The organism is Polyangium sp. 15x6 (assembly GCF_029960785.1).
Classification (GTDB): Bacteria; Myxococcota_A; Polyangia; order Polyangiales; family Polyangiaceae; genus Polyangium.
In genome coordinates this window covers 22,186-46,578 of sequence record NZ_JASBQE010000093.1, presented here as the reverse complement: position 1 = coordinate 46,578, position 24,393 = coordinate 22,186, and the positions used below count along the sequence as shown (strand labels likewise).

Sequence of the window (24,393 nt, the reverse complement as noted above, 5' to 3'; positions counted from 1 at the left end):
CGCCGCCGATGGCGCCGCCCATGCCGGCCGCCGCGCCGCCGCCGCCAGGCATGCCGCCCGGCGGCCCGATGCTGGGCGATCAGGGCCTCGCGGGCACGGTGATCGGCGTGCCTCCCGCGGGCCTCGGCCCGACGGCAGCTCCGCAGCCGGCCGCGCCCCCGCCGCCGCCGGGATATCCGCCGGCGGGCGGATATGAGCCGCAGGGCGGGCTCGGGAGCACGATCGCGATCGATCTCCCGAACTTCACGCCTCCCTCGCCGAACCCGCCCGGCATCCCCTCGCCCGGCGCGTTCCCGCCCCCCGCGGGCCCGCCCCCCGGCGGCGGCTTCGGCGCGCCCCCGCCCGGCGGACCCATGGGCGGCTCGCCTCCGGGCGGCTACGGCGCTCCTCCGCCTCCTGCGGGCGGCTACGGCGCTCCTCCGCCCCCTGCGGGCGGTTACGGCGCTCCTCCGCCTCCTGCGGGCGGTTACGGCGCTCCTCCGCCTCCTGCGGGCGGTTACGGCGCTCCCCCGCCCCCCACGGGCAGCGGCTACAGCGCTCCCCCGCCCCCCGCGGGCGGTTACGGCGCGCCTCCGCCTGCCGGCGCCTACGGCCCGCCTCCGGGTGATCCGAGCGCGATGGGCGGTCCCGGCGGCTACGGCGCGCCTCCCGGCGGCGCGTACGGCGCGCCTCCCGCGGGCGCCATGGTGGCCCCCGGCCAGTACCCCGGCGGCGCGATGGGCGCTCCGATGGGCATGGGCGGCGGCGCCATGATGGGCGCGCAGGGCGGCGGCATGGGCGGCGTGCGTGGAACGACGCGCAACCCGATGACCGCGCTGCTCGGCACGCTCTTCTGCTGCGGCATGTACCACCTCTTCGGCGGCTACGGCATGCTGAACGAGCTCAAGGCCTACACGAAGGACGAGTCGCTCCAGACGTGGCACCTCTTCGTCCCGATCCTGAACCTGCTCATGATCCTGAAGCTGCCCGAGATCGTGACGCGGGCGAAGCAGATGGCCGGCTCGCGCAACCCGCAGTCGCAGAGCCTCGTGATGTACATCTTCCTCTTCCCCTACGCGCTGGCGAAGGACCTGAACCAGGTCTGGGATCCGAACGCGGCGGACTGATCGACCAGGACGAACCGGGGCAGCGCTTGGACAAACCCATCGCCGCCCCGGTCCCGTACCCCGTCCCGCGCCCTTCCACGCCCCCTCGCCCCAAAGGATCCGCGCTCGGTCGCGCCGCGCGCCTCGCCCTCGTCGGGGCCGTGCTGGGCGCCGCGGTCGCGGTCCGTTTCCCCCTCTGCCCGTTCGCGCTCGTCACGCGCCATCCCTGCCCCGGCTGCGGTCTCACGCGCGCGGCGATCGCCCTCGCCACCGGCGACCTCCGCGAGGCGATCCACTTCCACCCGCTCGTGATCCCCATCGTCCCGATGGTCGCGCTCCTCGCGCTGCAAGGAAGCTACAACTACGTGCGCCACGGCCGCTGGTACACGTTCGCGTTTCAGCAGACGCGCGTCGTCACCCTCGGCTCGATCGTGCTCGCGGTCGCCATGATCGCCGTCTGGTTCGCGCGCTTCTTCGGCGCCTTCGGCGGCCCGGTCCCCGTGTAGCCGGGCCGTATCCGTTGCTGCACCAAAGATCTCCGCGCCACCTCAGATCGCCCCGCGCGGCGCCGGACGACGCACGCCTCGGCGCAGCCGCGGCTCCGCCCGGGACGCGTCCTCCGAGGGACGCGCGTGCGTCGTGCGCGTATCGTCCGCGCCCGCGAGCAGCCGGTTGTACGAACGCTCGATCTCCTCGCCGAGCACGTCGAGCTCCTCGTCCGTCAGGCTGCGCTTCAGCTTCGGGAACACCACGTCCTCCTCGACGTCCGCGTGCTTCTCGAAGCGCTCGCGCAGCGCCGCGATCATCGCCGCGAACTGCGGCCCCGAGCGCGGCATCGTGAGCGCGATCCGCGCGGCGTCGAGGATGCGCGTGTGCTCTTCGCGCGCCTCGCGCACCTTCGTGTCGTCACCGAGCCTGCTCGCGCACGCGATGTAGACGTACGCCTCCTCGACGCGGACGTGCGCCTCGACGGCGCGCAGCGCGGCGTAAAACGCCTCTTCGCTCCCCATGCCGACCGGCGACGCCTCCACGAGCCGCGACAGCAACGCGCAGACGTCGCGGTGCTGTTGCTCCAACAGATCGAGTGCATCCATGAGCCCTCTCCTCCAAGCCTGTCGCTGCGGCGGCGGTCCTCGCTCCCGCGGGCGGAACCGTGAGCGAAAGCCGCGCAGCGCGGCCGTCTATGGCAAGGAGCGGGCCCACGGCGGGCGCGCACGGCGTGCTCGATGCCGCGCTGGCGCCACGTGGCGGGTGATCTCCTACCCTGCGAGCGCCGCGGCCACCCCGGCGACCTTCGCGCGCGGGCGCCTCATCTCGGACAGCGCGCGTCGCATTTCTGCGGCGCCCGAGAACCGCGCGTCCGGGTGCTTCGCCAGCGCGCGCGACAGGAGCACGTCGAGCGCGCGCGGCACGTTCCGGTTCTCGGCGCGCAGCGGCACCGGCGCCTTGCGCACCGTCGCCACCGCCACGTCCAGGTCCCCCTCCCCGCGGAACGGCAGCTTCCCCGACACGGCGTAGTAAAGCAGCAGAGCCGTCGCGAACAGATCACTCTGCGCCGTGATCGCGCGACCGCGCGTCACTTGCTCGGGTGACATGAACCGGATCGTCCCCACGAGCGCGCCGCGGCTGTCCGCCGTCACCCCGTCGCCCGTGTCCACGCCCGGCTCGTGGGCGAAGCCGAAGTCGAGCAGGAGCACCCGCGTCTCGCCCGCGGGCCCCTCGGTGAGCAGGACGTTCTCCGGCGTGAGATCCCGGTGCACGATCCCCGCCGCGTGCACGGCCTCGAGCCCGGCCAGGATCCGGTCGGTGATCTCGAGCGCGCGCCCGATCGAGAGCGGCCCGTCCTCACGCACCACGGCCCCGAGCGTCCGGCCCCGATAGAGCTCCATCAGGTAGTACGGCCGCCCGTCGCTCATGTGCCCGTGACCGAGCACCGGCGCCACGTTCGGGTGCACGACCCGACGCGTGAAAGAGATCTCCCGTTCGAACCGGGCCCGCGCCCCCTCGTCGTTCGCGAAGCAGGCCCGCAGCGTTTTCAGCGCCACGCGCTTGCCCGAGGAGATCTCGCGGGCCGCGTACACGAGCCCCATGCCACCTTCGGCCACGACGCCCTCGAGCACCAGGCCCGGCACGTACGGAGCCCCCTGATCCGCCTTAGGGCCGGGGGGCGGGGCGTCGAGCGTCGGGAGGAGGTCCCGGGACAATCCTTCGTTGAATTTCGGAGGTGTCATGGTCGGGGCAGCAGGTCATTTCTGCACGCTCCCCGTCAGGAATCACCCGAAAAGTGCATCGGCACCTTGCCCGGCTCGGATCAGGACCGTCCTCAACGTTTCCCGGCGCAAGATGGACGGTAAGAGCACGTCCCAGGTGCAGATGCGCAGGTACACGCGCGGCCGCAGAGCCGGATCGCTTGCTTTTTCTCGCAGCCGCTTCTGGCGTGTTCAGGAGGGCAGGAGCGACTTCAGGCGCGCGACGAACGTGAGCGCGTCGAGCGGCGTCAAACGCTCGATTTCCACGGCGCGCAGCGTTTCGAGGACGGGCGCGGCCGCATCCGTGTCGGGTTTCGCCTTCGCGAACAGGTCGAGCTGCACCGCGCCCTGACGCGTGCGTCCGCGCACCGTCGCGTGTTTGCCCGTGGGCAGCGGCGCGCCGGCTTCGAGCGTCGCGAGGATCGCCTTGGCCCGCGCGAGCACCGGCTCGGGCACGCCCGCGAGCCTGGCGACCGCGACGCCGTAGCTGCGGCTCGCCGGCCCCTTCACGAGCTTGTGCAGGAAGACCACGTCGCCGCCGTGCTCGCGCGCCGAGACCGACCAGTTCGCCACGCCGGGCCCGTGCTGCGCGAGCTCCGTCAGCTCGTGGTAGTGCGTGGCGAACATCGCGCGGCAGCCGACCGCGTCGTAGAGGTGCTCGGCCACGGCCCACGCGATCGCGAGCCCGTCGTACGTGCTCGTGCCGCGACCGATCTCGTCGAGGATGACCAGCGATCGCCGCGTCGCGTCGCGAAGGATCGTCGCCGTCTCGCGCATCTCGACCATGAACGTGCTCTCGCCGCGCGCCACGTTGTCGCTCGCCCCGACGCGCGAGAGCACCCGATCGACGAGCCCGATCCGCGCCGCCTGCGCGGGGACGAAGCTCCCCGCCTGCGCGAGGATCGTGATGAGCGCGACCTGACGCATCAGCGTCGACTTACCCGCCATGTTCGGGCCCGTGAGCAGCCAGAGACGCTCTCCCCCGAGATCGAGCGCCGTGTCGTTCGGCACGAAGCGACCTGCCGCTGCGAGGCGCTCCACGACGGGATGCCGCCCGCTCTCGATCACGAGCGCGTCACCCATGTCGACCACGGGCCGCACGTAGTCTTGGCGATGCGCCACGTCCGCGAGCGCCGCGGCCACGTCCCACGACGCGAGCGTCCGCGCGAGCTTGCGGATCCGCTCCGCGTTCTCCGCGACCATGCGCACGAGGCCGTCGAAAATGTCGGTCTCCCGCGCGAGCGCGCGCGACTCGGCGTTCTCCAGCCCGTCCGCCAGCTCGTCGAGACGATCACTCGTGAAGCGCTCGCCGCCGGCCACCGTCTGCTTGCGCCGGAAGTCCGCCGGCACCTTGCCGAGGTGCGTCTTCGTCACCTCGATGTACCAGCCGAACACCCGCGTGAAGCGGATGCGGAGCGAGCCCGCGCCCGTCTTCTCGCGCAGCTCGGCTTCGAGCTTCGTCATCTCCTCGGCGCCGCCGCGCGCGAGCCTGCGCTGCGTGCCGAGCTCCGCGTCGTACTCCTCGCGGACGAACCCGCCTTCCCGCGCGAGCGCCGGCGGCCGATCGACCAGCGCCGCCGCGAGCTTCGCCGCGATCTCGGGCAGCGTGTCCACCTCCGCGCCGAAGAGTTCGCGTGTCTCGCCATCGGTATCAACGATCGACCGCGTCGCCGCCACCGCCGCCGGCGCCGCGAGCAGCCCATCCCGCAGCGCGCCCAGATCCTTCGGCGTCGCCTCGCGCAGCACTGCCCGCACGCTGAGCCGCTCCAGATCGCCCACGCGCCCGAGCGCCTCCCGGAGCTCGCCACGGGCCCGCGGGTTCTCCACGAACGCCTGCACCTCGTCGAGCCGACGCCGGATCGACGCCACGTCGAGCAGCGGCGCGAGCAACCTCCGCCGGAGCAGCCGCGCCCCCGCCGGCGTCACCGTCGCGTCCACCGTCTCGAGCAGCGTCCCCTTCCGCGACCCGTCCGCCCCTCGCACGAGCTCCAGGTGCGCCTGCGCCGTCTCGTCGATCCGCATCGCCCCTGTCGGGTCGTACGGCGCGATCCTCCGCACGGGCAGAGGACTGCCCGGCGTGCACTTGTGCGCGAACCGGAGCGCCCGCGCCGCCGCTCGCCGCCCCGCGAGCGGCAAGGTCGACGCCGCCTCCGCCGCGATCGGCTCCGCCACCGACGCGTCGATCGTGGCCGCCACGTCTCCATCGTCGAGCGGCTCGTCGTCCCGCAGCACCGCGCGAGGCGCCGCGAGCCCGGCGCCCTTCTTCACGTCCGGGTCGAGCCCCCCGCCGACGAGCACCTCCCGCGGGTCACACCGGGCGAGCTCCGCGAGCAGCGACGCGAGATCCGGAATGGTCCCGGCCGAAAGCTCTCCCGTCGAAAGATCGAGCAGCGCAATCCCGCGTTCTGCATTGCCGGACTCGCTGTCCACGGCGACGAGGTAGTGGTTTGCCCGCGCGTCGAGCTGATCGGTGTCCGTCACGAGCCCCGGCGTGATCACGCGGACCACCTGCCGCGGCACGATCCCTTTCACCGTCGCGGGATCGGCCATCTGCTCGCAGATGGCCACTTTGTGTCCGAAGGCGAGCAGGCGGGCGACGTATCCGTGCGCCGCGTGGTGGGGCACACCGGCCATCGGTTCTTCGTCGGGGTTCCCCTTGTTCCGGCTCGTGAGGGTGATGTCGAGGAGGCGCGCCGCAATGACGGCGTCCTCCCGGAACATCTCGTAAAAATCCCCCATCCTGAAAAACAGGATTGCGTCGGGATGGGCGGCCTTGGCCTCCTCGTACTGCCGCATCACGGGGGTGAGCTTCTTGCCGCTGCTGCTGCCGCGCATTTGCACGGCCCCCCCTTACCACGGTTCGTCGGATGGATCCGCCCCGTTTGTCCAGGGCGCCCCGGAAAAACCCGGGACCTCGACAGGCGTTCAGGATCCGCGGACGAACCGTGTCAGTAGTATTGCCGCGTGAGAGCGAGGCGGCTGGCCGAGAGGAGGATGAGGCCTTCGAGCGAGCCGTCGGTGATGGCGAGCTCGCCGGTGGAGGGGACGAACGTGACCGCCTGCGGCTGGATCTCGGTCGTGGACGAGGCGAGGTTCAGGAGGAGGGGGCGGAAGTTGCCCTGGGTCGCGAACTGGAAGAAGGTGTCGCGCGGAGGGCCGTTGATCGTGGCCGAGTTCGGGTTCGCGTCGAATTCGCTCCCCGGCGCCGGATCGTTGATGGCCATGCGGAAGAAGGGATTGATGAAGGCGAGGATGTCGCCGTCCTTCACCATCTCCCCGTGCGGCGCGGCGCGCACGCGGCCATTGAGTCGCGCGCGCGTCGGATCACACGAATTGCGGCAGGCGCCGAGCGGCGTATCGCCGACGGTCTCCGGGGCCGCGATCACGTGGTGCATGAAGCCCGAGGCGTCGCCGATGACCGACCATTGCCCGCCCACGCGGACGTTGAACCCGACGAGCGAGGGGAAGCAGCATTCGATGAGCTCCGGCGAGGCGCCGCCGCGCGACGCGCCGAGCTCCAGGCGATCCTGATACGCCTCGACGATCGAGATGTCGCGCGCCTCCCGCGGAAGCTCCGCCGGGCCGAACGTCGATTTGCATTGCTGGTACGTGCAGACCCCTTGCGTCTCCGGGCTCGTCCAGTGGATGTCGTCCTCTTCGGGGATGTTCGAGACAATCTGCACGTAATCGGAGAGGGCCTTCGCTTTCGCCGCGGCGTTCGCGTCGCCCTCGCTCGAAAGGATCTCCTCCCAGGCGCGCTCGCCGAGCACGCCCTGATCGCAGAAGCGGCTCGCGGCATCGGAGAGCGTGGGCGTCGGGCCGCCCGTGAGATCGAGCCGCCCGGCCTTCCCCGCGAAACCAGGCAAAGCGCCCTCGTAGGTGATCGTGAAAGCCTGGCTCGTCGTCTGGGCGCGCGGGTCCTCGAAATTCATCACGACCGTGTGCTCGAGATCCCCGGCATTCGTCGTGAGGCCCGTTTTCTGATCGATCACCCGGATCGTCCCGCCCACGGCGAGCGTGAAATGCTCGAGCGGGAGCTCCTTGCTCCCGCTCGGCGGCACGGGCAACGTCGCGCGGAGGATCGGCCCGTCCGCGTCGAACGTCGGTTGGAGCGTCCCCTGGTTGTTGTAAAGCAAGGGGAAGCCCGAGAGGCCGGGCTGGTTCTGGCCCGTCCGCTCCGACGTCCGCATGTAGTTCATGCTGCGCGGCGTGTGCGGCACGACGATGTTGCACGAGACCTCGCCCGAGCTCGCGAGCACCTCTGCCTTGGCGAGGTCCGCCGGCGCGCCGGGCGGCGGGCAGCCATAAAGATACGTGTACCGCGTCGGCGCGCGGCAAAGCGCGTCGTAATCGTCGATGTCGACGACCGCGATCTGCCCCGTGCCGAGCACCACGTACGCGAACGCCCCGCGCATGCGGGTCGGCCCCGCGCCGCTCTCGTAGGTCCCGCTCGTCCGGTAGAGCGTCTCGGGATCACACGAGGTCGACGTCGTCGTGCAGACCGTGAGATCCGGATCCGGGCTGCAACGGACGCCCTCCGGGGCCACGCCCGTGTTCGGGATGGGCAGCGGGTTGTCGCGCTCGATGATCACGAGATCCTGCACGGGCACGCCGAACTCCACGCGATCGGGCGCCTGCGAGGGCGTCCACTCGGGGTGCGGCCGCGTGACGGGCCGGCGCGAGGTCGCGTCCTCGGCGATGTCGAAGATCATCACGCTGCCGTCGAGATCATCGATCGCGTAGAGGAAGCGATCGAGCGAGCCCGCGAGCGTCGGCGACGCGGCGATCTGGCTCGTGGTCACGACCCGGTCGGGCTCGCGCAGCGACGTCGGCAGGAGCGGGTCCCGCTCGATCGGCTCGCACGGTGTCTTCATGTCGAGCACGTGCACGACGGGCGCGTCGAGGTCGCCCACGAAGAGCCGCTCCTCGGAGAGCGTGATCCCCGCGGGGCGCGCTTCGTAGTCCTGCGCGGGCGCGGGCGCGGTGACGGGGGGCGCGACGCACGCGGCGCCCGTCGGCGGAGGCGCGGGCGGGCTCTGCACGGGCAGGTCGACCGTGAGCGGGACCCAGCGATCGATGGGGCACTCTTTCCACGAGCCGGGCGCGTGCACGTACACGAGCTCGCCGGTGTCCGGATCCTTGCGGGGCGTACCGTCGGCCTCGCGCTCCACGTCGAAGAGCGTCTGCGCGTCGATCACGGCGATCGCGCCTTGATCGGGGATCGTGACGACGAGCTTGGGCCGGCCGAGGCCCTCCTGCGTGAGGTCGACGAGGAACCCGCCGGCCCCGTCGGGCTCGGGCTCCCGCGGCTTCGAATACGTGGTGTCGTCGCAGTGCGCGCGGACCTCGCCCGCGTCGTTCTTCGGATCGTAGACGACGAGCATCTCGCCGGGCGCGCCGGGCAGCGCGCAGGCGGGCCAGCTCGACAGCGTCTTCGGCGCGCACGTGCTGCAGACGCGGATGTCCTTGCCGGCGAGGGCGAAGATCCCCTCGCGGCCTGGCTCGGCCACGCCCACGAACGCCGCCATGCTGCCGTTCGTGCTCGCGATGTCGACGGGCTGCGCGCCGATGGGCAGGAAGTTCGCGCCGGGGACGCGCGGGTTCGAGTCGAGCACGGAGTCGACCTTCGTGCTCATGTCGACGACGGCGACCTCGCCGCGCGTCGTCTGCGTCACGAGCGCGTAGAGGTGCGGCTGCGTCGTGACCCCGTCCGCCACGGCGTAATCCTCGGGCGTCTCGAACCGCGTGCCGCCGCATCGCTCGTAGGGCAGCGCCGGCGTCGTCCCGAGGCCCGGGGCGCCGAGGCAGAGGAAGGAGACGCGGCCCGAGCGCTCGAGGGCGCGAATCTCCGAGTCCACCGTCTGCGTCTCGCATCCGCCGGCGGAGGCGAGCGCGAGGGGCAAACCGAGCGTGGCGAGCGCGAGGCTGCCGAACGAATAGGAAATACGCCGCTTCATTGTGACTCCTTGGGCGGCACCGGTTTGCCGAGCGACATGTACATGGCCCCGAACGTGGCGTGATTGCGCATGTCGAGGTCCACGACGCCGACGTACGAATCCGTGAAATGACCGACGTACATCGTCGAGTACCAGATGGGGTTGCCCTGCGCGTCGAGGACGAGGTTCCCCGCCTCGTCCCGCAGGCGCTCGGTGTCGAAGGCGATGGCGTGCGGGCCGCGGCCCGTCTTGATGACGTTGTCCACGCGCCGCGAGGCCGGGTCGTACGAGAAGACGAAGCTCGAATCGTACGCGAGGGCGAAGACGCGCCACGCAGGCCGGCCATCCAGCCCGATCACGCGCCCCATCTCGACGCGCGACGAGCCGAACGCGAGCGGCACCGAGTCGTGGAACGAGACCACATCGAACGCGCCGGTCACCTCCGGGCCGTTCGGCCCCTCGCGCTCCGTGAACTTGGTCTCGATCTGCCCGATCACGAGCGCCGCGGGAGCGCGGTTCGCCATGTAAATCCCGAGGGGGTTGTCCTCGGCGCAGGCCCTGAGGCAGCCGCTGCGCACCGCGCCGGTCGGGCAAGCGTCCTCGCACGCCCGCCGCTCCGTGCCGTCGATCGCGACCCCACGCGAGTCGGTCGAGCTCGCCGTCGTCCCGATGCCAACCGACGCGCTGCGCGTGACGAACGGCCGGGCCGGGCTCGAGCCGCCGTCGTCGTTGTACCGCAGGACGTCGAACACCGCCGACGATCGGTAGCTCACGCCAAACGCAGGCGTGTAGTCGATCGTGCCCCGGTTCTCCTCGGCGAGGCGCGTGATCGGGATCGCCGCCAAGTCCGTCGGGCCCGGCGGCAGGCCCGTGACGTAGTGCTCGAGCGCGGGCTCGCTCTCCCAGCGGTTGACGATGAGGCTCGCCGTCTGCTCGGTCTGGTGGACGACGACGATCGACTCGCCGCGCTCGTCCACCGCGATGCCGAAGGGCTCGACGGGCAACGTGAGATCACGCTGGCTGTCCGAGGGATCACGGCCGACGAGGAAGTCGCGCGAGCACCGTCCACCCGAGGAGGTCGCCCCGCACTCGAGGCAGACCGTGCCGCTGCACGGCGAAGCAGCCGGCAGCGGCGCGCCGTCGCAAGAGATCTCGCGGTCGTCGGTGATGTCGAAGTAAGTGACCGAGGGATCGCCGCGCACCGGCACGAAGAGCCGCGCGCCGCGTCCATCGTCGCAAGGGTTCGGCTTCACCGCGATGACCGCGTCGGTGGCGAAGGCGCCGATCGTGACGACCTTGCCGTTCTGCAGGTACGAAGAGAGCGCGACGGGCGCGCAAGGCCCAGGGTAGAGCGTGGTGTTGTCGTTGCGCCCGACGCCGAGCGTGCCACAAGCCGCAGCCGTCGGATCCCCACTCGACGCAGGGCTCGCAGCCGCGTCGAGGATGGCCTGCCGCAGTTTGTCGGTGTCGGCCCGAAGCTTGACGAGGTCGAGCGCGAAGACGGTGCCGCCGTTGTATTGCAGATCGAAATCGGAGTTCGCCACGTAGAGCGCAGTTCGTCCTGGCGAAACCACGAGGCCCGTCGGGTAGTAGAACGCGTCGAGAGGCGGCGGTACGCCGTCAGCGACCGAGAAGCAGCCCCCAAGGCCGACGAGGCCCGAGGCAGCAAGGACCAGCGCAGCAGAGGCAAAGCGCCCCCGGCGTGGCAAGATGCCCGCAGCACTCGGGCGGCGGAAGTCAGGTTCGGGCGACATGGCGCGGCGCAGCCTAGTTTGCCGCCCCCTGCAGAGCAAGGCGCCCGGCTGTCTGGTGGCCATGTCCGGGACGGCGGATGCGTCGCGCCGGGGTTTCACCCCGGACCCCGACCAGGGGTTGTCCACCCCTGGACCCGGACCAGCGCAAGCGCTGGACCCGGGGTCGATGAACTGCGCGATGCGCAGTTCATCGAACAGGCCTGAGGCAAGACCGGCGACGGGTTTGCCAGCCAAGACCGCAGCGTCGACGCGTCTGCTCGAGGGCGCCTCGGCTGGCAACGCTGCTCGTGGTCTTACCACCGGCCCGTCGGAGAAACCGCGCATCGCGCGGTTTCTCCGCCTTCGGTCCAGGCCGTGCCTGGTCCGGGGTGCAGGGGGGGGGCACCCCCCCCCTCCCTTTGCGTTTCGGCCCCTGTCGTTTATCGTTCCGGCCATGACTGCGCCGACGGCGAACCGCGAGATCGTGCTCTTCGTGTGCGACAGCCTCATGCAAGGCGAAGAGCTCCATGCGCGCCTCGCTGCTGCGCGACCGCTCGGCCCGGCGACGACCGCCGCGGCCTACGATCTCGTCGACCTCGGGGCCACGGGTGCCCTCGTGCCGGGCGGCATGGTCTCTGTCGCGGGCGAGCTTTATGCGCTCGAACCGCAGGCCCTCGCCGCGCTCGACGTGTTCCGTGGCCACCCCGTCCTGAACCAGCGCATCTCGATCCGCCTCGCGGATGGCCGTGAGGCGCAAGGCTACACCGTCGCCCCCGAGCAATCGGCGGGGCGCCGGCGCGTCCTCTCGGGCGACTGGCGCAAGCGCCGCGGCGCGACGAGCCTCGGCGGCGGGCGCGGCGCAGGCCCCATGGTCCGCTGGGCCGGCCGCCGCTCTTGAAAGCGTAGCGCCGGGTGGTCTTGCCACCGACCCGTCGGAGAAACCGCGCATCGCGCGGTTTCTCCGCCTTCGGTCCAGGCCGTGCCTGGTCCGGGGTGCAGGGGACGGACAGCCCCCTGCTGGGGTGCGGGGCAACGCCCCGCGCCTCTGCTCATGCATTCGAGCTGGGGAACTGCCGCTCGCCTTTCCGCTTTCCGCCCTCTGCGTAGTGTTCGAGCAGCGAGTTCACCTCGGATCCGAGCAGGATCACGAGCCCTGCCACGTAGAGCCACAACAAGAGCACGATCACGGCGCCGAGGCTCCCGTAGGTCGCCTCGTACTTCCCGAAGTTTTCCACGTAAAACCGGAAACCGAGGGCGGCCAGGATCAGCACCCCGACTCCGAGCACCGCGCCTGGGGTGATGAACCGGAAGCTCTGCTCCACGTTTGGCCCGAAGTAATACACGACCGCGAAGGCCGTCAGCAAAAAGCCCAGGATCACCAGCCATCGGAAGGCGGAGAAGAGCTTCAACAATGCGCCGCTCCAGCCGATGAGCTCGGCCACCTCGCGCTGCAGGATCCCGCCGAACACGACCAGCCCGAATGCGGTCACCACGAGCGCGCCGAAGAGCAGAACGAGCAGCACCGCCAGGCCGCGCGTCTTCCAGAAGGGCCGCGTCTCGCGCACGTCATAGGTCACGTTGAGCTGCCCGATGATCGCGTTCAGCCCGCTCGACGCGGCCCAGAGCGTCCCGAGCAGACCCACCGAGAGCAGCCCGCCGCGCCGCTCGGACAGCACCCGATCGACCGTGCTCGTGAAGAGCTCCGCCGCCTGCGTCGGCATCACCTCTCGAAACAGGTCCATGATGGCCGGCTCGAGGTCCGGGATGGGCAGGTAGGGCAGCAGGCTCAGAAGGAAAATCGCGGCGGGGAAGATCGACAGCATCAGGAAATACGCCAGCGCCGCCGCGCCCGTCGAGATCTGGTCCTCTTGAATCTCCTTGTAGAGATCCTTGAAGAACTGGCGAAACCCGACGCTGGGCCGGATCAAGCGACGGAAGGGCGCGAGCTCTCGGTGCTGCTTTCCGCGATCGGCGCGAGGCTTGCGCCAGCGCCCATATGCGCGCCTCGGACGGCTTTGCACACCGAGCGGGGGATGGGACCGCATGAGCTCTCCCGGGGCAAGCCGGATGCCGGACGGCCCTCGGCCCGACGGGCTTCGCTTGACGGGGACGGCCGTGCTCGTCTCTCCGACCCTGGGTCCAGCTCTTGCGCAGGCCCCAGCGCAGCGGCTCCCGGATGAGACCAATGCAATGCTGCGGAGCATGTGCGTGAGCACCGACTCGGGCGTCGGGTGACCGTGCGTCGCCGCCGCCGCGATCGCGCAGGATATGAGGCGCGCCGCATGCAATGGGATTGCCCTGCGAGGGCATCGGCAGGACCCCTCGATACGGACGACACGAGGAGTCGGGCGCGACCTCAGGCGGGCCTTCGGCCCCGCCCCGAGGCGCCACCTTGACGCCGCGCGCCCCTCTCGATATTCGTTGGGCCCCGAACGAGGAGCGCGCGATGGGCCGTTACATCAGCGGGACCGATGGATTCTCCTACAAGTACGCCACGGGGGAGCAGGACAACAACCTGACCGATCTCGCGGCGACGTCGGGCGTCGGCAGCTCGTACGTAAAACCCGAGTTCTGGGCTTGGATGCCGGAGACCGAAGAGAACCGCGTCTTCGACTGCATCGCGCTCGCCAAGGCCATCGTGGCCGAGACCGGAGCGTCGGGTGAGATCACGGCCGTCTCGCGGTACCCGGAGGCGGGGATCTTCCTCGACGAGGGGTACGGCGGCTACGTGCTCGAGTTCGTGCAGTACGCGATGGCCGAGCAGATCCTCGAGGTCGCGCGGCGCGTGGATCGGGCCCTGCCGTACCCGGCCCGCCTGATGCCGCTCGTCGGCGTCGCGCGGTTCGTCATGAGCCGCGAGGACTATCCGCGCATGCTCGCGTACGTGAACGGATTCTTGCCGGAGAACCTCTCGGTCTCGGAGGTATCCATCCTCGCCGGCCGCGCAAAGGGCCTCGACAAAGCATTCGGAAAGCAGCTCCAGGCGCTGCGCGGAAAAGAGGATTTCCTCCCGTTCATGGGCTTTCAGATCCTCTGCCACGCGATCTGGAAGGACCTGCCGTCGATCGAGGTGTGGGAGAAGGATCCGGCGATCACGGCCCAAGGGTTCTGGGAGAACGCCCCGGAGTGGGGCCCTGCGTGGCTCCTCCGCAGCGGCGACACGACCGGCGAGCAGCGCTGGGTATCGGGCCTCGTGCGCCTGTTCCAGGGCGACGCGACCAGCGCGCGGACGGAATTCGTGGCGGCGCGTGAGCACGGTGAGTCTCGCGCGACGCGCTGGGTCGAATTGGTCGACAGACCTCTCTGAGTGATCTCCTCGAAAAACCTCTTGTGGGCCGCGCGCGTGAGGTGTAGCGAACGAGGCAGGGCATTCGTACGCCCTGAGGGGTCACGCATGAACATTCGCACGAAGATCCTGTGGTTCGTCGGGGCTCTCGCGCTCGCCGGGGCTCCGGCGTGTAGCGACGAGCCGAAGGGGCCGGCGGCTACGCACCTGAGGGCGGGCGACGAGGCGCTCGCCGCGGGTGATTTCGCCAAGGCGGCCGAGGAGTACGGCAAGTCGCTCGAGGCCGATCCCAAGCAGGAGAAGGTCTGGGAGAAGAAGGCCTACAGCTACAAGCAGGCCGGCGACCTGGCGAAGGCCGAGGAGGCCATTCTGAAGACGCTCGACTTCAAGCCCGACGCGGCGAAGAAGGCCGAGGTCTACGCGAACCTCGCCGGCGTCTACATGGAGAAGAACGACACGGCGAACGCCGAGAAAAATTACGGCGAGGCCATCAAGCTGAACCCGAACGACGATCAGTCCCTCGCATGGCTGGCCGAGTTCGCCGCGCGTCGGGGCGGCGCCCGCGACATGAAGGCCCCGATCGTCGCCGAGCAGCTGAAGAAGGCGATCGAGTCCTACGACAAGGTGATCGCGCTCAAGCCCAACGACACCGCCGCGTACACGAACAAGCGGATCGCGGTCGGCCGGCTGATGGAGCACGAGCGGCTGCAGAAGGAGGCCGCGGCGAAGGAAGCCGAGGAGGCGGTCACGGCCAAGGACAAGGCCAAGGAGGATGACGCCAAGGCCCGCGCAGACAAGCACCAGGCGCAGATGGACGAGTACAAGAAGCAGCTCGACGAGATCGGCAAGAAGATCGGCGAGCTGATGAAGGCCGCGAAGAAGTGAGCCTCGCGCCGTGATCCCGCGCGCCGCTGCTCCGCTCGTCCCCGCCCTCTTGTTGCTGCTCGCCTGCACACCCGCCGCCGATTCCCCGGAAGACCCCACGGCGAGCCACGCCGCTTCGAGCGGAAGCGGAAACGGCAGCGGCGGCGGGGGCGGGGGCGGAAGCGGCGGCGCAGGCGGAAGCGGCGGCGCAGGCGGAAGTATCGGGAGCGGCGGCGGGGGTCCGATCGTCCCCTTGCCGACGGCGCCGTTCACCCTCGGCGGGCAGAATGGCTGGGAGCACGACGAGGCCCAGCCTTCCGGTTATTTCCACACCTACGACGCCCTCACGATCGGCCCCACGGGCTTTGCCCCGCGCAAGGTGCACGTCTATCTGCCCCGCGCCTATGCCGAGACGGACGCGCGTTATCCCGTCGTGTACATGAACGACGGGCACACGACGTTCTGGCCCGGCGGGCCCGGGAACATCACCTGGGACGTCGACCAGCGCCTCTCCGAGCTTTACGCCGAGAAGGCGATCCCCGAGGTGATCGTCGTGGCCCTGCACCCGATCGAGCGGGAGCGCGAGTACAGCCACGTCGACATGGGCGACGGCAAACCCTGCTGCGACGTCGAAGAATACACGGCCTACGTGGCGGACGACGTCAAAGGCTGGCTCGACACGTATTACCGCACGAAGCCCGAGTCCGCGAACACGGCCGTCCTCGGCTCCTCGCGGGGTGGGCTCGCGTCATTTTACATGGCGAACCGGAGGCCGGATCGGTTCGGCAAAGCCGGCTGCCTCTCCCCGTCGTTCTGGGCGGGGCTCGATCCGGTCTTCGGCGGCAATTTCCCGGGCGGCCCCCTCGAAAGCTCGGCGCTCGTGACGACCCTCGCAGGCACGCTCGGAGAGCCCGCGATCCGGCCGCGGCTCTGGATCGACTGGGGCCTCGTGCGCACGGGCGGCTTCCACAACGAGGCCATCGAGGCGGCCGCCACGAAGCGCGGAATCGAAATGGTCGCGCTCCTGAAACAATCGTATGGCTACGTCGAGGGCAAGGAGCTCTCCTGGTACGAGGATCCCATCGGCGCCCACGACGAGACCTCCTGGAGCCGCCGCTTCCCCGACGTCATGAAGGCGCTGTTCGGCACGCCGTAATCGCCCACGAGGCGATCGAACGAAATCGACCGAACCCCCCGGCGTCCCGCCGAGCTCACGCCATGACGTGTGGCACGATCCCTGACGTTCCACGCGGATGGCTGGTAAATTGCGTTTAATGGCATGGGAGGGGGATCAAGCTCGACAGCCGGACCCGCGTGGCCCAGCGGAGACCGCGGTGAAGCGCCCGGCCCTTTCCCGTTCGGTTGCGCGCCTGCCCGTCGTTTTCGCCGTCGCAGTCATGATCGTGGCCGCCTGCACGCTCACCAGCTGGGCGCTCGACGTCCCCCGCCTGCGCACGTGGCTGCCGCACCATCAACCCATGATGCCGGTCACCGCCGTGGCGCTCATCCTCCAGGCGCTCGCCGTGCTCTCCACGAGCTTGGTCCGGCGAGGGAGATGCGCTCGCTTGGCCTTGCCGGCCGGCGCGCTCGCGGCCGGCGCGCTCGCCCTCACGGTCGCCTCCCTCGTCGAATATGCAACCGGACTCGTCTTCCTCGACGGCCTCCTCTTCCGGAGCGCGGCCCATGCCATGCCCGGCCCTTTCCCCGGCCGGATGTCGATATACACGGCCGTCGACGTGACCCTCACGGGGCTCGCGTGCCTCTCGGTTTCGATGCGCTCGCGGCGCGCGCGGGCCCCGACCACGCCGCTCGCGGTGATCGGGGGATTGCTCGCGCTCTTCTCGCTCGTCGGGCAGGTGCAGGGCGCCAGGGTCCTGCTCGGCGTCAACCGCATGATCGGGATGGCGATTCCGAGCGCCGTCGCGACGCTGCTCATCGCCATCTCCTGCCTCGCGCTCACGCCCGAGCGGGGCATCCTTTCGGCCCTCTTGCGCGGCGGATCGAGCGGCGTCCTGCTCCGCAGGCTCCTCGTCGTGGCCACGATCCTGCCGCTCGGGCTGGCCGTCCTCCTGCGCCTCGGGAGCTACGCAGAGCTCTACAGCCTCGCGTTTTCCTACGCCGCCTTCGTGCTCCTCACGCTCGTCGCCTTCCACGTCATCGCGTTCCTCGCCGCAGGGGTCGTGGCGCGCATCGAGGAAGATCGTGTGGAGCACGCCGTCCTTTCGGCCGCGCGAGCGCAGGTGACCGCCGAGCGCGACCGGGCCCGCGCGCTCGCCGAGGCCCTCCGGCAGAACCAGGCGCAGCTCCAGGCCATCGCGGATCACGCGCCCGCTGCCATTTACATCAAGGACGCGGAGGGCCGATTGCTCTTCGTCAATCGGCACGTCGAGCTGGCGTACGGCAAGCGCCGGGAGGCGCTGCTCGGCGTCTGCGAGCGCGACGTGCTGTCGCACGAGACGGCCGCCGTCTTCCAGGCCCACGACGCGCTCGTCCGGGACCGCGGGGTGCCCCTGGAGGCCGAGGAGAACATCGTCCAGCCCGACGGCGTCCACACATACCTCTCCGTCAAATTCCCTCTGCCCGGCCCCGACGGCGGTCCCTCCCTCGTGGCGGGCATTTCCACGGACATCACCGAAAAGAAGCGTTTCGAAGAGATCCGGGAGTTCTTGCTCGACCTGCAGTCCGAGCTCTTACGTTACGAGGACCCTGCGGCGCTCGCGGGGCTCGCGGTGGCGCGCCTCGGCAAGCGGCTCGGCGTCGACGGCGCGGGGCTCGTGCTCGTGGATCACGCGGCCCGAGAGGTCGTGCACCTCCCCGGGTACGAATACGGTGTGCCTCCCAAGGGGGTGTGGCGTTTTCCCCTCGAGGTCTGGGGCCGGACGCTCGACGAGCTGCAGGAGGGGAACGTCATCGTGATCCACGACACGCGCGTCGATCCGCGCGTCTGCGACGATTACGAGCGATTTCATTCGAAGTATGGCGTCGCGGCCATTGCCATGGCCCCGTTCTTCCGCAACGGCGGGTGGGTCGCGTACCTCTACGCTCACAGGACGAGGCCGCATCGATGGACCGACGACGAGACGATGCTCTTCCGTGCCGTCGCGGACATCACCTGGCCTCTGTACGAGAATGCGCGCCTCGTGGTCCTGCTGCGCGACGCGGTGCGCGCCCGCGACGATTTCCTCTCGATCGCGTCGCACGAGCTCAAGACGCCGCTGACCCCGCTGCTCCTGCGGATCGAATCGCTCGAACGGGCGACGGCGCGGCAACCGGATTCGCCCTACGTGCGCACGGTGAAGAGCGTGCTCGACGTGGCCAAGCGGCAGCTCGAGCGCCTCACGGATCTCACCACGGACCTGCTCGACGCGACGCGCATTCAAGCGGGCAAGCTCTCCATCGTGCGAGAGGAGGTGGATCTCGTCGAGGTGGTACGTGACGTGTGCCAGCGCTTCGGGCCCAACGCCGCGCGCATGCGTTCGCCGCTCGTCGTCGACGCCCCGTCCAAGGTGGTAGGCCTCTGGGACCGGCTCCGCATCGAGCAGGTGGTCGACAACCTCCTCTCGAACGCGCTGAAATACGGTCCTGGAAAGCCCATCAGCATCGAAATCGGCGCCAGCTCCGGCTCCGCGGTCCTCACGGTGAAAGACCAGGGCATCGGGATCCGCCCCGAGGATCACGAACGCATTTTCGAGCGATTCGAGCGGGCCGTCTCGGAGCGCAGTTACGGCGGCCTCGGGCTCGGTCTTCACATCGTCCGCGCCATCGTGCAGGCGTTCGGCGGGACGGTCTGCGTCCACAGCGCGCTCGGGGAAGGCGCCGCATTCACAGTGAATTTGCCGCTCGGGCGGTAGGAGCAGTCCCTACGTGGGGCCGCCGCGCCGGGGCGCCGCCCCGGACCCCGCGGGGGCTATCCGCCCCTCGACCCGGACCAGGCACGGCCTGGACCGAGGGTGGAAGAACTGCGCTCCGCGCAGTTCTTCCAACGGGCCCGTGGAACCGTGTTGCCAGTCGAGAGGGCAGCGCGGCTGTTTCGATTGGCAGGATCGTCGTCGGTCTTGACTCGGCCTGTTCGATGAACTGCGCATCGCGCAGTTCATCGACAAAAGGTCCAGCGCTTGCGCTGGTCCGGGTCCAGGGGCGGATAGCCCCGGTGGGGCCTGGGGCAACGCCCCAGCGCGGCGGCCCCACGACGAAACCCATGCTCACCTCTACCGGAGGAACGCGGTGACCTCGGCGGTCACGAACTCGGGGCGCTCGTGATGAATCCAGTGGGTCGCGTCGGGGACGTGTACGATACGCACGTTCGGCGCGAGGTCGGCGCCTGGATCGGAGAGCTCGCGGCCGAGGTGACGATCCTGGTCGCCCCAGAGTACGAGCACGGGCGCGTCGATGCGGCGCGTCTGGACCTGGCTTTTGCGGCGAATGGCGGCGCGGTAATAATTGACCATTCCTGACAGGGCGCCGGGCGCGGCGAATGCCTCGCGGTATCGTTCGAGGTCCGCGGCGTCGAATGCGTTTGGCCCGCGCACCTCCTCGCGGAGCGCCTTCATCAGGAGTGCGTGGTCGTCCCGGCTGAAAAGATGCTCGGGGAGGCCGGGGATCTGGAACGTGAACATGTACCAGCTCCGCGCGATCTGCCGCGGCGAGCGCAGCCCGTCGCGCAGCATCCGGTGGGGATGCGGGCCGTTGATCACGACGAGCCGCTCGAGCAGCTCTGGATGTGCCATCGCGAAGCACCAGGCGACGCCGGCGCCCCAGTCGTGCCCTACGACCGAGGCCCGCGGCGCGCCGAGCGCGCGCACGAGCCCCGCGATATCGGCGGCGAGGTGGCGGGTGCCGTAGGGCTCGATCCCCTCTGGTTTGTCCGACGCGCCGTATCCGCGCATGTCCGGGGCGACCACGTGAAACCCTTCTCGGGCGAGGGCCGGGAGGATGCGCCGCCATGCATACCAGAACTCGGGAAATCCATGCAGCAAGATGACCAGCGGGCCGCTGCCGGCCTCGGCGATGTGCAGGCGGACCTCGCCGACGTCGACGGTGCGGTGGCGGATCTCGGGGCTCGCGTCCCCGTTCTGGGAGGTGCTCATGTGCCCGAGTATTACGCGATCCCTCCCCCGCCGCGAGCCTTTCCTTCCGCCGCCGTTACGGAGCCTCGACCAGCTCCCGTAGCTGTCCCAGCGCCTGATCCACCCATTCGATCTGCTCGCCGAAGGCCGCCTCCGAGCACCCGGGCGGCCGCTGGATGGTGAACAGGAGCAGACTCCCGGGACCATGGGGCAACACGCGCATCGGCATGCGCAGCTCTCCGCTCCCCGTGCCCGCGCAATGCCAGATCACGCGCCCCGCAGCGTCGGCCTCGTAGCGAAAGCGCACGTCTCCCTGGGCGCGGATTTCCTGGCAAAACCGCGTGGCCCAGCGAGGCAAGAGGCTGATGTCCGCAGCCAGGCGGAAAGCCCTCTCCCACGGAGCGCGCGTCAATGCCGCCGCCGTGTACTTCGTCTCGCCGGGCTCATGGCCGGGGAAATAACTCACCTCCAGGCGGTCGAGCAGCGCCCGGATACGCGGAAACCAGATGGCTCCGTGGGGCGAGCCGTTGTGGGCCGCCAGGGCGTCACCGTCGCGATATCGATCCAGGACCACGTAGCGCCCGGGGGCGCCGTCCCGGAACAGCTCGAAGCTGAGCGTGCCCGGCTCATGGGCCCGAACCAGCGCCGAGAATTCTCGCAACGCCGCCTCGAATTCGGCCTCGGCCCCCGCCCTCGCCTGCACGCGCTTGATGCCACCGATCATACGTCCCTCCTCTCGAACGCCGGCGAGTCTAAGCCCCCGCGGGCGGCAGGGCTTGAAGGATCTTGCGCGCGGACGGTCGTCCCGAGAGGAGGCGATTCGACATGGCGCCGTTCCGGATGGTGGAGATCCATGACGGCGGGCAGCCGCTGGTGCCGCCGCCTGCGTCGAACAGCGCCTCGACGGTGAACGAAAGCACGATTTCGAGGCCGAGTTCGACGCGCTGGGTGGACGGAAATGATCGCGGATGAGATTCAGCGCGCGGCGCGCTTGGGCTTCACGCTCTTGCCTCGTCGGAGTCCGAGGAGCATGGCTGCCGCGGCCATGACGAGAGATGCATTCGGGCGTTGCGGAGCGCTCTGCACGCTGTACGTGCAGCCGCCGTCGTCGGGGGGCGACCCCCCACCTTGACCGCCTGATCCGGCGGGACCGCCGGAGCCACTGGCAGCGCCGGCTCCCCCCGCACCTCCGATCCCGCCGGTTCCGCCCGCGCCGCCATTGCCACCCGCGCCGCCATTGCCGCCGGCACCTCCGGCACCTCCACTGCCGCCCGCGCCTCCGGCACCTCCATTGCCCTCATCGAGATCGATGATGCGTGCGAAGACGCGCTCTCCACCGTTGCCCCACGGCACGCTGGGGTCGTGGTGCGAATAGGCGAACATTACTTTCCCTTCGCTCCCCGCGGCGAGCGACGGCGAGCTCTCCTCGGTGCCATCACTCGTGACGGCGAACGACGTGAGCACGGAGAGGTTCAGGTCGAGCACAGCGGCGAGGAGATCGGGCGTGCCTGCCTGATCGCAGCTCCGATACCCCACCACGATTCGGTTCCCCGTGATCACCGCGCTCCGTGGCGTGAGATTCACGTCGCACATGGACGAGGTCAGAACGACCAGGGGCGTCGCGTCGAGCACCACGCCGGCCGGGCTCACCCGCACGGCGAGGATCTTGTCCGCGTCGCCCCAGAAGACGACATGGTTCGTCCCATCGAAGACGGCGGTGACGCCTCGAAAGGAGCTGTTCGCAATCGTGATCGGCCCTGCGCCGACCACGGCCCCCTGCTCATCGACCAGCGCCGCGAGCAGGCCGTTCGCGGACGAATACCATGCGAGCAGATGGTTCGTCCCATCGAACGATCCGGAGCTCATCGAGAAGCCATTCGGCTCCGGGGCGATCGCCTTGGCCTCGGACGTCGGCCCGGAGCCATCGAAGGGCCTCGCGAGCACCCCATCGTAGTCGAAGGTAGCGAAGAGCGTATGGCCGCTGCTGCCCGCGGAGAGGACACTCTGGCCACCATATTCATAGAGCTCCGAGACGAGCGTGAAGTCGTTCAGCACGGAGCCCTGGGGGCTCACATGCGCGCCGCCCGCCATGTTGTACGTGGGATCGTCCTGGGATTGATACGCGGTCCAGGCGATCGCGTAGTTCGTTCCATCGAACACCACATGTGCCCCATGGGTCGAGGCGCCGCCGCCGGCGATCTTGATCCCGTCCGGATCGAGGACCGTGCCCGTCGGGCTCACGCGCACGCCAAACACGTCGGAGCCCGCGACGTTCATGTAGTTCCGATCGTCATCCCAGACGATCAGGAAGTTCTGCCCATCAAACGCCGCCGAGGGCGCGCGCTGGGTATTCGTGCTCGTCGCGACGATCGGCGGGCTCGCATGGAGGGCCGCCCCGTCCTGGCCGAAGCGCTGCGCCCGAATCGCGTAGGCCTCCGAATAGAAGCCGTTGTAGAGCGACTCCTCCCATACCATGAAGGTCTCCGTGCCGTTCGTTGCCGAGCTCGTGGCGATCCCCCGGTCCGTCACCTGAGCGCCGCTCGGGTTCGGCTCGAGCGCCACGCCCTGCGGGCTGACGCGCGCGCGGTAGAGCGGGATTCCCTCGGCATCCGCGAAGGTGAACCATGTGACCACTGCATTCACGCCGTCGCTCCCGATGTCGGGCCTCTTGATGTTCTCGTAATAACTGGGAGCGACGCCCACGCGAGATCGAGGGGCGTGCCTTGCACCGGGTCGATGCGCGTCCCGGCCATGTAGGCATTGTCCTCGCCATCGTATCGCCCGTACGCGACGAAGTAGGTTTGCCCTGCCCATGTGACGCCCGCATCCCATATTTCAAAGCCAGGCGCCGTCAGGGCGACCCCCGCGGGATGGAGGAGGTTGCCCTGCGCGTCCAGGTTCGTGCCGACGAGCTCATTCGGGCCGGTCCACGTGACGAACGACCCCGCGCCGTTCGAGGCGATGTCCACGCTGGATGCAGCAGCGATGATCACGCCGCCGGGATCGAGGACCTGCCCCGCCGTCGTGATGCGCGCGCGACGGGCCGCGCCGCCCTCGAGCCACACGGCCACGTAGTTCGTCCCATCGAAAACCACGCTATCGCTGTTGTAGGCGGTCTCCGTGCCGAGGGTGATCGGCGTGCCGACGGCCTGACCATTGCCGTCGTAGTGCTGGCCGTAGAGGCCGGGCGTCGAGCTCTTGTAGGTCAGAAAAAAACCGGAGCCGTCGCTGGCGAGAGCGTAATTGCTGACCGCAGCGGTGGTCAAAGGGAGGTCGACGGCGTCGATCAGGGTGCCATTCGAGGCGAATCGCGTGCCGTGGAGACGCTGATCGTTGCCATCCTGCCAGGCGACGAGGTACGAGCTGCCATTCCACGCCACGACCGGCTGATGCCTTCTCCTCGACCCGAGGGCGAGCGTGGGCTCGTCCATGCCAAACTCGGGCGAGATGAGCGGATCGAGCACCGCCGGATACGCGGAGGACGCGAGCACCGCCTCCTTGACGCGCAGCTCGATGTGCGAGCCCTCGACGCGCACGCGGACCGGGCTGCGCTTGCCGCGGGCGTCGATCCAGGTGGCTTGCCCGAAGCGGACGCCGACCCCGGTCGTGGGGTCGGCGAAATGCAGCCCCTCGCCCGTGCGGCCGACGAAGGTCTCCCCCTCCACGTCGAGCACGACGCGGAGGTCGCCCTCGCCCGCCGGGGGATGCGCGAAGGAATAGGAGATCTCGACCCCTTCCTCGCGATTGTCGATGTGCTGCGCGAATTCGCGCTTCTCGACCACGAGGTGGCTTCCCTTCTCGACGCGCGCCTCGGGCCCGACGCCGTGGATCACGCGCTCGCCCCGCGCGAGGCGGGTGGCTTTGATGCGGAAGGGCGCGCCCTCGCGGGGTGATTGCGCAGCCGAGATCGCCGGCGCGAGGGGCACGATTTCGAGCCCATCCGCCATGGCCACGAGCCGATGGGCCCGCCCGGCGCCGAGCCAGCGTCCGCCCTCGGGCCGGAGCGCGATCCGGGCCGCGCGCATGGCGCCTTCCACGTCGAAGGGCGCAGAGACATGCGCGGCGGACGCGGACCCTTGCGCCGCGGGCGCGGCGGGGGCTCCCGAGGGAGCCTCGACACAACCCGCCAGGAGGGCCACGGGCAACACGAGGCATGAGAAATGACGATGCTGCG

Annotated in this window: 17 protein-coding genes and 1 pseudogene; 7 read left to right on the top strand and 11 right to left on the bottom strand. The window is 69.8% G+C overall.

All coding sequences use genetic code 11. The annotated features are described in order from the left end of the window. Positions 1 to 1,106 (top strand): annotated as a pseudogene (locus tag QHF83_RS41775) (hypothetical protein); the annotation flags it as partial. A gap of 26 nt (positions 1,107 to 1,132) precedes the next feature. Further along, positions 1,133 to 1,591 carry a DUF2752 domain-containing protein gene (locus QHF83_RS41770; RefSeq protein WP_282423689.1) on the top strand — a complete coding sequence of 153 codons (459 nt, stop codon included), beginning with the start codon at positions 1,133 to 1,135 and terminating at the stop codon, positions 1,589 to 1,591. Positions 1,592 to 1,633: 42 nt separating this feature from the next. On the opposite strand, the gene QHF83_RS41765 is transcribed toward QHF83_RS41770, so the two are convergent. From QHF83_RS41765 to QHF83_RS41745, 5 genes are all read right to left on the bottom strand, one after another. Continuing rightward, the gene (locus tag QHF83_RS41765) at positions 1,634 to 2,179 is read right to left on the bottom strand and encodes a hemerythrin domain-containing protein (RefSeq protein ID WP_282423688.1); all 546 of its coding nucleotides are present in this window, start codon (positions 2,177 to 2,179) and stop codon (positions 1,634 to 1,636) included. Between the two features lie 165 nt (positions 2,180 to 2,344). Then, a complete protein-coding gene (locus tag QHF83_RS41760; protein WP_282423687.1) occupies positions 2,345 to 3,316 on the bottom strand; it encodes a serine/threonine-protein kinase in 972 nt (323 codons plus the stop codon). A gap of 210 nt (positions 3,317 to 3,526) precedes the next feature. Further along, positions 3,527 to 6,169, bottom strand: a complete 2,643-nt coding sequence (mutS, locus tag QHF83_RS41755; RefSeq protein ID WP_282423690.1) for a DNA mismatch repair protein MutS — start codon at positions 6,167 to 6,169, stop codon at positions 3,527 to 3,529. 113 nt (positions 6,170 to 6,282) lie between these two features. After that, a complete protein-coding gene (locus QHF83_RS41750) occupies positions 6,283 to 9,291 on the bottom strand; it encodes a hypothetical protein (RefSeq protein WP_282423686.1) in 3,009 nt (1,002 codons plus the stop codon). Continuing rightward, the gene (locus QHF83_RS41745; RefSeq protein ID WP_282423685.1) at positions 9,288 to 11,024 is read right to left on the bottom strand and encodes a hypothetical protein; all 1,737 of its coding nucleotides are present in this window, start codon (positions 11,022 to 11,024) and stop codon (positions 9,288 to 9,290) included. Before QHF83_RS41745 ends, QHF83_RS41750 begins: the two co-directional genes overlap by 4 nt. A 433-nt stretch (positions 11,025 to 11,457) precedes the next feature. Between QHF83_RS41745 and QHF83_RS41740 the strand changes: the two genes are divergently transcribed. Continuing rightward, complete coding sequence (locus QHF83_RS41740) at positions 11,458 to 11,901, top strand: gamma-glutamylcyclotransferase family protein (protein ID WP_282423684.1); 444 nt, start codon at positions 11,458 to 11,460, stop codon at positions 11,899 to 11,901. A gap of 151 nt (positions 11,902 to 12,052) precedes the next feature. Here QHF83_RS41740 and QHF83_RS41735 read toward each other — a convergent pair whose 3' ends face one another. Beyond that, positions 12,053 to 12,931: a YihY/virulence factor BrkB family protein gene (locus QHF83_RS41735; protein WP_282423683.1), complete on the bottom strand. Its 879-nt coding sequence runs from the start codon at positions 12,929 to 12,931 to the stop codon at positions 12,053 to 12,055. A gap of 518 nt (positions 12,932 to 13,449) precedes the next feature. On the opposite strand from QHF83_RS41735, the gene QHF83_RS41730 reads away from it, so the two are divergent. The 4 genes from QHF83_RS41730 to QHF83_RS41715 all read left to right on the top strand — a co-directional run bounded on the left by QHF83_RS41730 (position 13,450) and on the right by QHF83_RS41715 (position 19,004). After that, positions 13,450 to 14,310: a hypothetical protein gene (locus QHF83_RS41730; RefSeq protein WP_282423682.1), complete on the top strand. Its 861-nt coding sequence runs from the start codon at positions 13,450 to 13,452 to the stop codon at positions 14,308 to 14,310. A gap of 87 nt (positions 14,311 to 14,397) precedes the next feature. Further along, positions 14,398 to 15,174, top strand: a complete 777-nt coding sequence (locus QHF83_RS41725) for a tetratricopeptide repeat protein (protein WP_282423681.1) — start codon at positions 14,398 to 14,400, stop codon at positions 15,172 to 15,174. A 10-nt stretch (positions 15,175 to 15,184) separates the two neighbouring features. Then, positions 15,185 to 16,309, top strand: a complete 1,125-nt coding sequence (locus QHF83_RS41720; RefSeq protein WP_282423680.1) for an alpha/beta hydrolase-fold protein — start codon at positions 15,185 to 15,187, stop codon at positions 16,307 to 16,309. A gap of 178 nt (positions 16,310 to 16,487) precedes the next feature. Further along, positions 16,488 to 19,004: an ATP-binding protein gene (locus QHF83_RS41715; protein ID WP_282423679.1), complete on the top strand. Its 2,517-nt coding sequence runs from the start codon at positions 16,488 to 16,490 to the stop codon at positions 19,002 to 19,004. Positions 19,005 to 19,361: 357 nt separating this feature from the next. Here QHF83_RS41715 and QHF83_RS41710 read toward each other — a convergent pair whose 3' ends face one another. The 5 genes from QHF83_RS41710 to QHF83_RS41690 are packed head-to-tail and all read right to left on the bottom strand — an operon-like array spanning position 19,362 to position 24,244. Then, positions 19,362 to 20,240: an alpha/beta hydrolase gene (locus QHF83_RS41710; RefSeq protein ID WP_282423678.1), complete on the bottom strand. Its 879-nt coding sequence runs from the start codon at positions 20,238 to 20,240 to the stop codon at positions 19,362 to 19,364. Positions 20,241 to 20,295: 55 nt separating this feature from the next. Then, the gene (locus QHF83_RS41705) at positions 20,296 to 20,943 is read right to left on the bottom strand and encodes an antibiotic biosynthesis monooxygenase (RefSeq protein ID WP_282423677.1); all 648 of its coding nucleotides are present in this window, start codon (positions 20,941 to 20,943) and stop codon (positions 20,296 to 20,298) included. 28 nt (positions 20,944 to 20,971) lie between these two features. After that, positions 20,972 to 21,139, bottom strand: coding sequence for a hypothetical protein (locus tag QHF83_RS41700; RefSeq protein ID WP_282423676.1), 168 nt, complete (start codon positions 21,137 to 21,139; stop codon positions 20,972 to 20,974). A 55-nt stretch (positions 21,140 to 21,194) separates the two neighbouring features. Continuing rightward, positions 21,195 to 22,922 (bottom strand): hypothetical protein, encoded by a 1,728-nt coding sequence (locus tag QHF83_RS41695; protein ID WP_282423675.1) that lies wholly within the window; start codon positions 22,920 to 22,922, stop codon positions 21,195 to 21,197. Further along, complete coding sequence (locus QHF83_RS41690; RefSeq protein ID WP_282423674.1) at positions 22,859 to 24,244, bottom strand: hypothetical protein; 1,386 nt, start codon at positions 24,242 to 24,244, stop codon at positions 22,859 to 22,861. The genes QHF83_RS41695 and QHF83_RS41690 overlap by 64 nt, the downstream gene beginning before the upstream one ends. Positions 24,245 to 24,393: the final 149 nt, after the last annotated feature.